The sequence below is a fragment of the Vibrio sp. 10N.239.312.C11 genome (assembly GCF_041466065.1).
GTDB classification, from domain to species: Bacteria; Pseudomonadota; Gammaproteobacteria; order Enterobacterales; family Vibrionaceae; genus Vibrio; species Vibrio tasmaniensis_A.
On the sequence record NZ_JBFSRZ010000004.1, the window covers coordinates 137081 to 149630 of the forward strand.

Here is a 12550-nt window from a genome sequence, read left to right on the forward strand (position 1 = left end):
CGTTATGATGCCAATAACATATTAGTAACTTTTGCTTAAATTCTTGTGGCCTTGCCACCGTTTAGCCTTCAAAGGAATGTTTCAAAGGAATGAGTAATACTCCCTCGACAGACAACCCCGTGCCAAAGGTGCTGGTCATCTATGCGCACCCAGAGCCGCAAACCTCTATCGCTAACCAGATCATGGTTAAAAAGATAGAATCGCTTGGGAATGTCAAAGTCCACGATCTCTACGCCATCTATCCTGACTTCTTTATTGATGTGCCTTCTGAGCATGCATTGCTGCTTGAATATGATGTGATTGTGTTCCAACACCCTTTGTTTATGTATTCGTGTCCTTCGTTGTTGAAAGAGTGGTTTGATCGCGTGCTAGGCAAGGGTTTTGCCTTTGGTGAGCAAAGTGCGCTTAAAGGTAAACACTGGCGCAGTGTGATTACTACCGGTGGTAAAGAAGAGGCGTTTGGTGCCGCAGGCTATAATAAATATCCATTACAAGAGATTTTGCAACCATTCGAGCTAACCGCTGCTTTGTGTCAGATGCACTGGATATCCCCTTTGGTTTTACACTGGGCACGAAATGTTACCGATATGACGCGTTACCAACACGCAGAAGCGTATCGAAATTGGTTGCGAGACCCGCTACAAGATATAGGAGCAGATGATGGCTCTGACTAATGATTTTCTACAAAGTAGCGTTATATTTTTAGCGGCTGCTGTGGTTGCGGTTCCTATCGCGCAGCGAGCTGGCTTGGGTTCAGTACTCGGTTACTTATTAGCGGGTGTGGCGATTGGCCCATGGGGGCTTGGTTTAATCAGTGATGTAGAGGCGATTCTACACTTCTCCGAATTCGGGGTGGTACTGCTGCTCTTTTTGATTGGTCTCGAACTTAATCCGAAAAAACTGTGGCAGATGCGAGCCCCCATTCTAGGACTCGGTGGCGCGCAAGTGCTGATCACCACACTGATTATTACCGCCATCGCGTGTATGTTTGGTTTAACTTGGCAAACTAGCTTAGTCATCGGTATGGGTTTAGCTTTGTCTTCGACCGCTATTGCCTTGCGTGTTATTGAAGAGCGAGAGCTTGGTGGCAAAGAAGCGGGGCAGTCAGGCTTTGCGGTATTACTTTTCCAAGATATTGCCGTAATCCCTATGTTGGCGATGCTGCCTTTGCTTGCGGGTAATACGGGCGGCAGTTGGGCTGACATGTTATGGATGCTAGGCGGTGTGATTGGCTTGCTTGTCGGTGGTCACTTCTTGTTGAGACCACTGTTCCGATATGTAGTCATGAGCGGTGTGCGTGAGTTGTTCACGGTAGCAGCGCTGTTATTGGTGATTGGTATTGCCGTCATCATGCAGCAGATTGGTTTGTCGATGGCATTAGGTACTTTCTTGGCGGGCGTACTTCTGGCTGAAAGTGAATATCGACACGAGTTAGAAATTGCGATTGACCCATTCAAAGGGTTACTGCTTGGTCTGTTCTTTATCTCTGTGGGTATGGCAGTAAACCTAGGTTTATTGGCAGAAAGCCCATTCGCAATACTTATCGCAGTGTCGTCTCTGGTCATATTGAAAGGTTTGGTGCTGTATGCGCTGGCTCGTATCTTCGGCACTCAAGCTAAAGCGCGCAGCCGAATGGCGATGATCCTTAGCCAAGGTGGTGAGTTCGCCTTCGTTATTTTTACCGCGGCGAGCGCACAAGGCATCTTAAGCGGCGACCAAGTGTCGTTCTTACTGGTTGTTGTGAGCCTTTCTATGGTGACCACACCATTGATGCTTAAGCTGCAAGACCGATTTTTTGCTCGCCAACTTAATCAAATCAGTGAAAGCGCGATGTCTTCGGATGTGATTGATCGTAGCCCTCGAGTGATTATTGCAGGCTTTGGTCGTTTCGGTCAGATCATTGGTCGTCTGATGTATGCCAACAAGATTCGTATCACCGTCCTTGAAAGTGATGCCAGCCAAATACATATCCTTAGGAAGTTCGGCTACAAGGTATTTTACGGTGACTCGACTCACCTTGAACTATTACGAGCTGCGGGAGCTGACAAGGCAGAAGCCATTGTGTTATGTACCGATTCTCCTGATGAAATCATGAAGACCGTCGATTTGTGTAAGCAGCACTTCCCACAGTTAAAGATTTTAGCGCGTGCACGAAGCCGTGTTGAAGCCTATCAATTACTTAACCATGGTGTGAGTAACTACTCGCGTGAAACCTTCCTTGGGGCATTAGATTTAGGTCGTCAAACATTGACCGAACTTGGCATGCATCCATATAAAGCGAAGCGAGCAGAAGCACACTTTAGGAAACTGGATAATGGTATGCTGAAAGAGTTGCTGCCTCAGCATAACGAAGATGCCGAGTTAGCCCAAAGAGCGAAAGAGGCTCGCAAAGAGCTTGAAGAGATTTTTGGACACGAGATGGAAAACGATCACCAATCTCGAAACTATTGGCAGTAGCTTGAAGTGATAACTAATGCTTGAGCTTAGAAATGAAGCTTGGGCATAGACATATAGCTTGAGCTCTAGAAATAAAAATCTAGATAACTGATCTAATAATAAACGTGGTCTCTGCTTTTTTTTAATAGAGCTAGAGCGGAAGAACTGCGAATCCAGAGTAGTAAAGGATATCAACGTGAAACAGAAAAAACGCTTTATCGCAGGGGCGAGCTGCCCAAGCTGCAAGACTCAAGACACACTCCGCTGGTGGATTGAAAATAATATCGAGCTGGTGGAATGTGTCGATTGTGACTTCACAGAACAGCGTAAACCGAAAACTGTAGAGAAATCTGAACACGCGAATCAAGAAATGATCGGTATTTTTAAGCCTGAGTGATTGAGTTTCGTCAATTGATCCCCATAATATCCGGGTACAGAATTTTTCCTAAGCTCAACTGTTCGAGCTTAGTCCAAACCTCCTTGGAGCTCTCATGAAAATTGAAAAGAACGTAGTAGTTAGTGTTGCATATCAAGTGAAACTTGAAGATGGCGTAGTAGTTGACCAATCAACTGCAGAAGCTCCACTAGATTACCTTCACGGTCACAACAACCTAATTACAGGTCTTGAAAAAGAGCTTGAAGGCAAAGTCGCTGGCGACAAGTTCTCAGCAACTGTTACTCCAGAAGACGCTTACGGCGAGCACAACGATGACCTAGTTCAACGTGTTCCTGCAGACGTATTCCAAGGTGTTGAGCAAATCGAAGTTGGCATGCGTTTCCTAGCGGATACTGACCAAGGTCCAATCCCAGTTGAAGTTACTGAAGTAGATGGCGACGAAGTTGTTGTTGACGGTAACCACATGCTAGCTGGCCAAACTCTAACGTTTGACGTTGAAGTTGTAGCGGTTCGTGAAGCGACTGAAGAAGAAGTTCAACACGGTCACGTACACCAAGAAGGCGGCTGTGGCGGTCACGACCACGATCATGATCACGAAGGTGGTTGCTGTGGTGGCGAAGGCCATGACCACGCTGAAGAAAAAAAAGACGGCTGCTGCGGCGGCGGTAGCTGTGGTTCTCACTAATACCGAATTAACGGTTTAGTTTAAGAATATTGAAAGCCTCCCTTGTGGAGGTTTTTTTCGTTTAGGGTGCTAGCTTTTTGAGTTGGCTTTTCATCTACTAAACTAAATGTCCGTAAATCTAAGCGTTCGTAAATAGTTTGGTTTTCGCTATCAGACATCAAATCTTGGATGTGGTATTGATAGCACAACATTATAAGTTGACGTCAGTGGAGAGTTTGTATGTCACAGCCTTTTTCAATTGCCATTCATGGTGGTGCAGGCACCATCTTACGAGAGCAAATGAGTGATGAATTAAAAACGGGTATTACCGAGGCTTTGGAAAAATCGGTTTTGGCTGGCTATCAAGTATTACAGTCGGGTGGTGATGCGCTAGATGCAGTGGTTGCTTCAGTTAAGGTGATGGAAGACAGTCCCCACTTTAATGCTGGTAAAGGTTCTGTTCTGACTCATGATGAATTTGTTGAGATGGATGCTTCTGTGATGCACGGTCGTGAAATGGATGCGGGGGCTATTGCCGGTGTCCGCCATATCAAAAATCCAATTGAGCTTGCGCGTGATGTGATGCTTAAAAGCGACCATGTGCTGCTGATTGGTGAAGGCGCCGAGAAGTTTGCGTTTGAGCATGACCATACTTTCACCGAGCAAGATTACTTCTTTACTGAGCGTCGTTATGACCAACTTCAGTCGATGAAAGAGAAAGGTATTTTTGCTTTGTCTGAAGCGAAATATGATGAAGAGCAAGCAGATAAATATCCAGATGATAAAAAGTACGGCACGGTTGGCGCGGTCGCATTAGACCAAGCCGGAAACTTAGCAGCCGCAACCAGCACTGGTGGCGTAACCAATAAAAAATACGGTCGTGTGGGAGATTCTCCAATCATCGGTGCAGGCACTGTTGCTGAAAATGGCAACGTGGCCGTTTCAACAACAGGTATGGGGGAGTTCTTCCTTAGAAAGATGGTTGCCAGTGATGTGGCGGCACGAATGCGTTATCTCAAGGAAGATGTGCATACGGCTTGTGAAACGATTATTCAAGGTGAATTGAAAACCATGGGTGGTGAAGGAGGCTTGATTGCTATCGATGGACAAGGTGATATTCATTTCGGTATGAACAGTTCAGGAATGTACCGTGCGAGTGTTGATACTAATGGCTGCGTGGAAGTAAAAATTTATGCCGATGACTAAGTTTGTATTGGCTTAACTGACTTTAGTTGAATTAGCGCAGATTAAACAAACAAAAGGGCGACAGATAAGTATCTGTCGCCCTTTTGGTTTTCTATGTCCCGTCCTGAAATGTGTTTACACATTGAGGACGAAAAACTAACGATATGCGTCACTAGAACTAATTCGTTATCTTTAAAGCGCACTTAATAGTGTGGAGGGGGCGTCTCTTCTGATGCGTCAGCGAGGTTTGAGCCATCCATATTTTTTACTTTGCCAACCACGAACTTCATCTGGTCTTGCATTCTCGTGATCAACATCTGTTGTTGGCTAAGCGCTTCATTAAGTTCTTCAATGGTTTGCTCTTGGAAAGCCAACTGACATTCTAGGTCATTCACGCGGCTTTCTAATTGTTCAACTCGCTTTTCTGTCATCGTTCTTAATCCACATTCCAAGCTTGGGCAATGCCCGCAGAGGTGCCCGATATCACACGGTTCTTATCATCAAAGGCTGCATCATACACTACCGCACGAGGAGGGCGAGCATCTTTTAATGGCTCGGCGTCGTGGCGAGAAATGCGTTTGCCATCTTGAGTATTCCACACGCTCACTTGGCTAGATGGCGTACCTGTTACCAACATACTGCCGTCATCAGAAAAGCGAGCACTGGAGAAAATTAGCTGTCGAGACCAGCTCTGCAATTGAGCTTGAGGTTCACCTGTCTCAAGATCCCAGATCATCGCTTGATTCCCTCCATCGGAGGTAAAAGCTAGCTCTCCATCTCGTTGTAAGGCAACTCGTACGACTCTTTGTTCGTGCTCGAATGTACGCAATACCAAGCCTGATTCGGTATCCCAAAGGTAAGCTTTATAGTCGTTACCGCCTGATAATGCGTAGCGCCCATTCGAAGATAGGGAGACGGAATTAACTTTTTCTCGGTGAGCGAGGAACTCCAGACGGCGTCCGGTGACTAAGTCCACATAGATAGCTTTGCCATTAGATAGGCCCAGCAGTACTTTTTCACCGTTGCTAGAGATATCAACATCGCGAATTAAGCCATCGGAAATCGACCATAGCCCTTCAGCTTGTGTCCAAGATAAGTCCCAAACGGCGAAATTCATCTGACTGGCGGTAATGGCAAAGCGACCATTGTCAGAGATGCGAATACGCGATACTTGATTTTCGGATTGATCTTGTGGACCAAGCTGAGCCAGTTCTTTGTTCTGGGCAAGATCCCAAAGGAGCAGCTGTTTTTGCTGCGAGTAGAGCAGCGCGAAGCGTCCATCTCTACTTAGGGCAAAGCTGGTGGCGCCGTTGGGTTCAATTTCCCAGCGTTGGTCATCATCTTGGAAGAAAAAGCAGCCATTTAACAAGGTGATGACAATCGTACATAGCAATGAGTGGAAAAATATTCGCATCACATCCAATAATCCGGTTTGTGTCGAAAGACATATGACTAGTATATTGTTATAACTAACGTATTCACACCAATCTAATCATTAGATTTGTGCACAATAACCAATGGCTTGGCCATTAATTGGAGAATTCAATGAAATCAGTTTTAAAAGTATCACTGCTTGCCGCAACGGTTATGCTAGCAGTTGGTTGTCAGAAAGAAGAACCAAAGGCAGAAGCTCCACAGGTAGAAGAAGTTAAAGTTGCAGCAGTAAACTTTAAAACAGAAGATGACAAAGCGGCATACGCAATCGGTGTATCTTTCGCTAACTACTTAAGCACAAGCATTGATAAGCCAAGCGAGCTAGGTATTAACCTAGACAAAGCGATGGTTCTTCAAGGTATCGAAGACGTATTCGCAGAGAAGACGGCACTTAACGAAGAAGAGACTCGTGCAGCTCTTGAAGCTCTAGACAAGCGTGTTGCTGAAACGATGCAAGCACAAGCGGCAGAAAAGTCTGCAGAAGTGAAGAAAGCGGGTGATGACTTCCGCGCTGAGTTCGCTAAAACTGAAGGCGTTAAGCAAACTGAATCTGGTCTACTTTACCAAGTAATGACGGCTGGTGAAGGCGCTTCTCCAAAAGACACTGATACGGTTCAAGTACACTACAAAGGTACGCTAACAGACGGTACTCAGTTCGACAGCTCTTACGATCGTGGCGAACCAGCAACATTCCCACTAAACCGCGTAATCCCAGGTTGGACTGAAGGTGTACAACTGATGCAAGTGGGTTCTAAGTACAAGTTCGTTATCCCGCCAGAGCTAGCATACGGTGAGCAAGATACACCGACTATCCCAGCTAACTCAACGCTAGTATTCGAAGTAGAACTACTAAACATCGATAACGCTGAAGCAGCTTCTGCACAATAATATCGCTTAAAAGCCTCGTACTAAAATACGTTGATTGAATAAAAAGCCTAACTTTAAGTTAGGCTTTTTTTATGACTTGAATATGAGTATTTGATTTTTAAACTTGTTCTAAATCACTAGTTGCAATGTTAGCTAGGTGTGCAATTAAAATTTTCTGATAAACTTACATAAATTTGTTGATTTTTCACACGAAGGTAAGGAATAAGTGACTACTACAGAAACAGTCAATGCGGACATGTTACTCGAAATGGAATCAGTCCATGTCATGCCATTCAGTGAACACGATAAAATTATCTTAAGATCTTATGAGGCCGTAGTTGATGGTATTGCGAGTCTGATCGGTCCGTTTTGTGAAATCGTTTTACACTCTTTAGAAGACCTCAATACATCTGCGATTAAAATTGCTAATGGTGAAAATACCGGTCGTCAGGTTGGTTCGCCAATCACAGATCTTGCATTGAAAATGTTGAAAGATATTGAAGGTTCTAAGCGTAACTTCTCTCGTTCATATTTTACTCGCGCTAAAGGCGGAGTACTAATGAAGTCGATCACGGTTGCTATCCGCAATGGTGAAGACCGAGTGATTGGCTTACTGTGTATTAACGTGAACTTAGATGCGCCATTCTCACAAGTGCTGCAATCTTTCATGCCTACGCAAGACGCGGATGAAGCTGCGTCATCTGTTAACTTTGCTAGTGACGTTGAAGAACTTGTCGACCAAACGGTTGAACGCACGATTGAAGAAATCAATGCAGATAAATCTGTATCGAACAACACCAAAAATCGCCAAATCGTGATGGAGCTATACGACAAAGGTATTTTCGACATCAAAGACGCGATTAACCGCGTTGCTGAGCGATTGAATATCTCTAAGCACACAGTGTACTTGTACATCCGTCAACGTAAAACAGAGGATGAAGAGGGTTGTTAAGCTATACACTCTTAGTTAATGGACCCGTTTACGGCTCACAATCCGCAAGAAGTGCTTATCAGTTTGCTGTGGCTCTATTGAAACAGGGCCACAAACTTCACAGTGTGTTCTTCTATCAAGACGGCGTCAGTAATGGCTCTGGTATTACTGTGCCTGCTAATGATGAATTTGATTTAGCTGCCGCTTGGCAAAAACTGGCGGACGAGCACAATGTTAGCCTAGAGACATGTGTTGCTGCTGCGCTAAGGCGTGGAGTTATCAGCACTGAAGAAGCGGCGCAACATCAATTAAGTGCATCTAACTTGGCGACAGGGTTTACCCAAGCTGGCTTAGGGAGTTTATCTGAAGCACTTCTGACGCAAGATAGGGTTGTCCAGTTTTGAGCACATTAGCATTTATATTTAACAGCTTTCCTCATACAACGGCTGCGGGTAGGGAAGGGCTAGACGCATTGTTAGCGGCTTCAGCTTACAGTGAAGACATTAGCGTATTCTTTGTCGGTGATGGCGTTACACAGCTTCTCAAAGCGCAACAGCCTGATGAATCCTTATCACGTGACTATATTTCTGCATTCAAGCTTATGGACCTCTACGACATCGAGCAGGTTTACGTGTGTCAACATAGCCTCAATCAGTTTGGTCTCTCGACTGATAACTTACTGATCGATGTGACTGCGCTAGAAATGAATGAGTTGACGCAGAAGTTAGCTCAGAGCAAAAAAATACTGACTTTCTAGGGAACGTTATGCTTCATATTGTAAAATCAGTAGACAAACTCAAGCTTGCATTGATGTACTCGCAACAAAAGGACCATATCCTTTTGGTTGAAGATGCGGTGTATGTTTGCCTTCCAAATCATGAGTTATTCAATCAAATCTCAACCGTTAAACATGTGTCGGTATTAAAAACAGATCTTTATAGTCGAGGTTTACAACAACTTGCTTCAAGCACTCTGGAACAAGTGGACTTCGATGGATTCGTAAAACTGACTGTTTTGAACGACAAATCAGTCACTTGGTAGCTGCATTTTATCAGTGTGGTTAAAAAAAGACCATCCTGAGCTCTAGACGGCTAAAAAAGATCTGTATATTTCTTGACACACATCCCACTGCTGAATAGAATTTTGCGTCCCTATTTACACTATGTGTAATAGGGCTAGATTTTTCATCAAGCTTACTTTCAAGTAAATCAGGAGCTAGTTAATGGCAACTATTAACCAGTTGGTACGTACTCCTCGTGTAAAGCAGGTTGTTAAAAGCAACGTGCCTGCACTAGAAGCGTGCCCACAAAAACGTGGTGTATGTACTCGCGTATATACTACTACTCCAAAAAAACCGAACTCAGCACTACGTAAAGTATGTCGTGTTCGTCTAACTAACGGCTTTGAAGTTACTTCATACATCGGCGGCGAAGGTCATAACCTTCAAGAACACAGTGTTGTTCTTATCCGTGGTGGTCGTGTTAAAGATTTACCAGGTGTGCGTTACCACACTGTTCGCGGTGCACTTGACTGTGCAGGCGTTAACGACCGTAAGAAAGGTCGTTCTAAGTATGGTGTGAAACGTCCTAAGTCTTAATGCGTCTTTTTTTAAAAGAAAGCGTTAAGTAAGGCCAAACACTATTTATTTATTATTCTGAAAAGTTTTGGAAAAAACCTGAAGAAGACAACGGAGAAATTCCATGCCACGTCGTCGCGTAATAGGCCAGCGTAAGATCCTTCCAGATCCTAAGTTCAAATCTGAGCTGCTGGCAAAATTCGTTAACATCCTTATGGTTGACGGAAAAAAATCTACTGCAGAGAAGATTGTTTACACTGCACTAGAAGTTATGGCTGAGAAATCTGGTAAAGATCACTTAGCTGTATTTGAAGAAGCTCTTGAAAATGTTCGTCCAGCGGTAGAAGTTAAATCTCGCCGTGTGGGTGGTTCAACTTACCAAGTACCTGTAGAAGTTCGTCCGGTTCGCCGTAACGCTCTTGCTATGCGTTGGGTAGTTGAAGCTGCGCGTAAGCGTGGTGAAAAATCTATGGCTCAACGCCTAGCTGCTGAAATGTTAGACGCGTCTGAGAACAAAGGTACTTCGGTTAAGAAACGTGAAGACGTTCACCGTATGGCTGACGCAAACAAAGCGTTCGCACATTACCGCTGGTAATACCTTTTTAGTGCTGCAAGTTTCCTTGCAGCACTTCTTTAGTTCCTATGCTTATGCTAGGAACTATTGCTATTTCTAGGGCAAGCACTTTTTAGCGAAGTATCGCTTTTAACGCATAATCTAGACATAGCAATAGTCCCTAAGTCTCTAATAAGAGGATTCAACCGTGGCTCGTAAAACTCCTATTGAGCAATACCGTAATATCGGTATCGTTGCTCACGTAGATGCAGGTAAAACAACCACAAGTGAACGTATTCTGTTCTATACCGGTCTTTCTCACAAAATCGGCGAAGTTCACGATGGTGCAGCAACCATGGATTGGATGGAGCAAGAGCAAGAGCGCGGTATTACGATCACTTCAGCAGCAACTACTACGTTTTGGCGTGGTATGGAAGCTCAGTACTCTGACCACCGTATTAATATCATCGACACTCCGGGGCACGTTGACTTCACAATCGAAGTAGAACGTTCTCTGCGTGTGCTTGATGGTGCAGTTGTTGTGTTCTGTGGCTCATCTGGTGTTGAACCTCAGTCAGAGACTGTATGGCGTCAAGCTGATAAGTACCAAGTTCCACGTATGGTTTTCGTTAATAAAATGGACCGTACAGGCGCAGACTTCTTGCGTGTAGTTGAACAGATCAAGGATCGCCTAGGCGCAACTCCTGTTCCAATTCAACTGAACATTGGTGCTGAAGAAAACTTCCAAGGCGTTGTCGATCTTATCAAGATGAAGGCGATTAACTGGAACGAAGCTGACCAAGGCATGACTTTCACGTACGAAGATATTCCTGCAGACATGCAAGAAATGGCTGAAGAATATCGTACAGAACTTGTTGAAGCTGCTGCAGAAGCAAATGAAGAGCTGATGGATAAGTACCTTGAAGAAGGTGAACTAACAGAAGCTGAAATCAAACAAGGTCTTCGTACTCGTACCCTTAATAATGAAATCGTACTTGCTACATGTGGTAGTGCATTCAAAAACAAAGGTGTACAAGCTGTTCTAGATGCAGTTGTTGACTTCCTTCCTTCTCCTGTCGATGTACCTGCAATTAAAGGTATCGATGAAGACGAGAACGAAGCAGAGCGTCATGCAGACGACAAAGAACCGTTCTCAGCGCTAGCATTTAAAATTGCAACAGACCCATTTGTTGGTACTTTAACTTTCATCCGTGTTTACTCTGGTGTTGTTGAAAGCGGTAAAACAGCTTACAACTCTGTGAAGAAACAACGTGAACGTTTAGGGCGCATTGTTCAAATGCACTCAAACAAGCGTGAAGAAGTAAAAGAAGTACGAGCAGGTGACATCGCAGCCATTATCGGCCTTAAAGATGTTACTACTGGTGAAACTCTATGTGATCAGAACCATAAAATTGTTCTTGAACGTATGGAATTCCCAGATCCAGTTATTCAGATCGTTGTAGAGCCTCGCTCTCAAGCTGATCAAGATAAAATGACTATCGCGTTAGGTAAGCTAGCGGCAGAAGATCCATCGTTCCGTGTTGAAACGGATGACGAGACTGGCCAGACACTAATCTCTGGTATGGGTGAACTGCACTTAGATATCATCGTTGACCGCATGAAGCGTGAATTCAGTGTGAACTGCAACGTTGGTAATCCGCAAGTCGCTTATCGTGAAACCATTCGTGGTACAGCGAAAGCTGAAGGTAAATTTATCCGCGAACATGGTGGTAAAGGACAGTACGGTCACGTGTGGCTGAAACTGGAACCATCAGAAGCCGGTGAAGGCTTTGTCTTCGTAGATGAAATTGCCAATGGTATCGTACCAAAAGAGTTCATTACCTCTGTCGCTAAAGGCGTTGAAGAGCAAATGAACAATGGTGTATTAGCGGGCTATCCAGTTTTGGATATCAAAGCTACACTATATGATGGTTCTTACCATGAAGTAGATTCAAGTGAGATGGCGTTTACAATCGCTGCCTCTATGGCTTTCAGAACGGGTGCACTAGAAGCGCAACCAGTTTTGCTTGAGCCTATGATGAAAGTTGAAGTAACTACTCCAGAAGACTGGATGGGTGACGTTGTTGGCGATATTAACCGTCGTCGCGGCATCATCGAAGGTATGGACGAGGGGACAGCTGGCCTGAAGATAATTCGTGCACAAGTTCCGTTGTCTGTCATGTTCGGTTACGCAACTGATTTACGTTCTGCGACACAAGGTCGTGCTTCTTACTCTATGGAGTTTAGTGAGTACGCTGAAGTGCCAAAAAATGTTGCTAATGCAATCATTGCAGAGCGTGGTTAAACAAAAGGGACGCATTTTTTTCATTTTTTGAAAGAACAATGCGTCCAAATATTGCGCTAACGAGAGTTGGCGCATAAAATAGCAATTTCTGGCGCGTCTCGCTCAATAATGAACGTGGCGAATCATAACTAGGAAGGAACACGATTGTGTCTAAAGAAAAATTTGAACGTACGAAACCGCACGTAAACGTTGGTACTATCGG

At 44.4% G+C, this 12550-nt stretch carries 15 protein-coding genes; 13 read left to right on the forward strand and 2 right to left on the reverse strand.

Going from position 1 to position 12550, the window contains the following annotated elements; genetic code table 11:
- Positions 1–89: 89 nt before the first annotated feature.
- The 5 genes from kefG to AB6D07_RS03415 all read left to right on the forward strand — a co-directional run bounded on the left by kefG (position 90) and on the right by AB6D07_RS03415 (position 4703).
- Positions 90–674 carry a glutathione-regulated potassium-efflux system ancillary protein KefG gene (kefG, locus tag AB6D07_RS03395; protein WP_017103604.1) on the forward strand — a complete coding sequence of 195 codons (585 nt, stop codon included), beginning with the start codon at positions 90–92 and terminating at the stop codon, positions 672–674.
- The gene (kefB, locus tag AB6D07_RS03400; protein WP_029223028.1) at positions 661–2457 is read left to right on the forward strand and encodes a glutathione-regulated potassium-efflux system protein KefB; all 1797 of its coding nucleotides are present in this window, start codon (positions 661–663) and stop codon (positions 2455–2457) included. Before kefG ends, kefB begins: the two co-directional genes overlap by 14 nt.
- A gap of 175 nt (positions 2458–2632) precedes the next feature.
- Positions 2633–2833 (forward strand): YheV family putative zinc ribbon protein, encoded by a 201-nt coding sequence (locus AB6D07_RS03405; RefSeq protein WP_009848927.1) that lies wholly within the window; start codon positions 2633–2635, stop codon positions 2831–2833.
- A gap of 94 nt (positions 2834–2927) precedes the next feature.
- Positions 2928–3518 (forward strand): peptidylprolyl isomerase, encoded by a 591-nt coding sequence (slyD, locus tag AB6D07_RS03410; RefSeq protein ID WP_009848928.1) that lies wholly within the window; start codon positions 2928–2930, stop codon positions 3516–3518.
- Positions 3519–3737: 219 nt separating this feature from the next.
- Positions 3738–4703, forward strand: a complete 966-nt coding sequence (locus AB6D07_RS03415; protein ID WP_017103602.1) for an isoaspartyl peptidase/L-asparaginase family protein — start codon at positions 3738–3740, stop codon at positions 4701–4703.
- A 182-nt stretch (positions 4704–4885) separates the two neighbouring features.
- Here AB6D07_RS03415 and AB6D07_RS03420 read toward each other — a convergent pair whose 3' ends face one another.
- Positions 4886–5113: a SlyX family protein gene (locus AB6D07_RS03420; protein ID WP_009848930.1), complete on the reverse strand. Its 228-nt coding sequence runs from the start codon at positions 5111–5113 to the stop codon at positions 4886–4888.
- Between the two features lie 5 nt (positions 5114–5118).
- The gene (locus tag AB6D07_RS03425; protein ID WP_009848931.1) at positions 5119–6096 is read right to left on the reverse strand and encodes a WD40 repeat domain-containing protein; all 978 of its coding nucleotides are present in this window, start codon (positions 6094–6096) and stop codon (positions 5119–5121) included.
- Positions 6097–6227: 131 nt separating this feature from the next.
- On the opposite strand from AB6D07_RS03425, the gene fkpA reads away from it, so the two are divergent.
- The 8 genes from fkpA to fusA all read left to right on the forward strand — a co-directional run bounded on the left by fkpA (position 6228) and on the right by fusA (position 12348).
- Complete coding sequence (gene fkpA, locus AB6D07_RS03430; RefSeq protein WP_029223026.1) at positions 6228–7004, forward strand: FKBP-type peptidyl-prolyl cis-trans isomerase; 777 nt, start codon at positions 6228–6230, stop codon at positions 7002–7004.
- Between the two features lie 205 nt (positions 7005–7209).
- Positions 7210–7935: a transcriptional regulator gene (locus tag AB6D07_RS03435; protein WP_012604921.1), complete on the forward strand. Its 726-nt coding sequence runs from the start codon at positions 7210–7212 to the stop codon at positions 7933–7935.
- Positions 7929–8318 carry a sulfurtransferase complex subunit TusD gene (gene tusD / locus AB6D07_RS03440; RefSeq protein ID WP_017103600.1) on the forward strand — a complete coding sequence of 130 codons (390 nt, stop codon included), beginning with the start codon at positions 7929–7931 and terminating at the stop codon, positions 8316–8318. Before AB6D07_RS03435 ends, tusD begins: the two co-directional genes overlap by 7 nt.
- Positions 8315–8671 carry a sulfurtransferase complex subunit TusC gene (gene tusC, locus AB6D07_RS03445; protein ID WP_017103599.1) on the forward strand — a complete coding sequence of 119 codons (357 nt, stop codon included), beginning with the start codon at positions 8315–8317 and terminating at the stop codon, positions 8669–8671. Before tusD ends, tusC begins: the two co-directional genes overlap by 4 nt.
- Before the next feature lie 8 nt (positions 8672–8679).
- Positions 8680–8955, forward strand: a complete 276-nt coding sequence (tusB, locus tag AB6D07_RS03450) for a sulfurtransferase complex subunit TusB (protein ID WP_017103598.1) — start codon at positions 8680–8682, stop codon at positions 8953–8955.
- A gap of 181 nt (positions 8956–9136) precedes the next feature.
- Complete coding sequence (rpsL, locus tag AB6D07_RS03455; protein ID WP_012604917.1) at positions 9137–9511, forward strand: 30S ribosomal protein S12; 375 nt, start codon at positions 9137–9139, stop codon at positions 9509–9511.
- 103 nt (positions 9512–9614) lie between these two features.
- Positions 9615–10085: a 30S ribosomal protein S7 gene (gene rpsG, locus AB6D07_RS03460; RefSeq protein ID WP_012604916.1), complete on the forward strand. Its 471-nt coding sequence runs from the start codon at positions 9615–9617 to the stop codon at positions 10083–10085.
- Between the two features lie 166 nt (positions 10086–10251).
- Entirely contained in the window at positions 10252–12348 is a 2097-nt protein-coding gene (gene fusA, locus AB6D07_RS03465; RefSeq protein WP_012604915.1) for an elongation factor G, read from the forward strand.
- Positions 12349–12550: the final 202 nt, after the last annotated feature.

What these genes read in the sequence shown, in the direction of transcription:
- rpsG (WP_012604916.1), top strand. Translation starts at nt 9,615, where the DNA reads ATGCCACGTCGTCGCGTAATAGGCCAGCGTAAGATCCTTCCAGATCCT.
- rpsL (WP_012604917.1), top strand. Translation starts at nt 9,137, where the DNA reads ATGGCAACTATTAACCAGTTGGTACGTACTCCTCGTGTAAAGCAGGTT.
- kefB (WP_029223028.1), top strand. Translation starts at nt 661, where the DNA reads ATGGCTCTGACTAATGATTTTCTACAAAGTAGCGTTATATTTTTAGCG.
- tusB (WP_017103598.1), top strand. Translation starts at nt 8,680, where the DNA reads ATGCTTCATATTGTAAAATCAGTAGACAAACTCAAGCTTGCATTGATG.
- kefG (WP_017103604.1), top strand. Translation starts at nt 90, where the DNA reads ATGAGTAATACTCCCTCGACAGACAACCCCGTGCCAAAGGTGCTGGTC.
- AB6D07_RS03415 (WP_017103602.1), top strand. Translation starts at nt 3,738, where the DNA reads ATGTCACAGCCTTTTTCAATTGCCATTCATGGTGGTGCAGGCACCATC.
- AB6D07_RS03420 (WP_009848930.1), bottom strand. Translation starts at nt 5,113, where the DNA reads ATGACAGAAAAGCGAGTTGAACAATTAGAAAGCCGCGTGAATGACCTA.
- AB6D07_RS03425 (WP_009848931.1), bottom strand. Translation starts at nt 6,096, where the DNA reads ATGCGAATATTTTTCCACTCATTGCTATGTACGATTGTCATCACCTTG.
- fkpA (WP_029223026.1), top strand. Translation starts at nt 6,228, where the DNA reads ATGAAATCAGTTTTAAAAGTATCACTGCTTGCCGCAACGGTTATGCTA.
- slyD (WP_009848928.1), top strand. Translation starts at nt 2,928, where the DNA reads ATGAAAATTGAAAAGAACGTAGTAGTTAGTGTTGCATATCAAGTGAAA.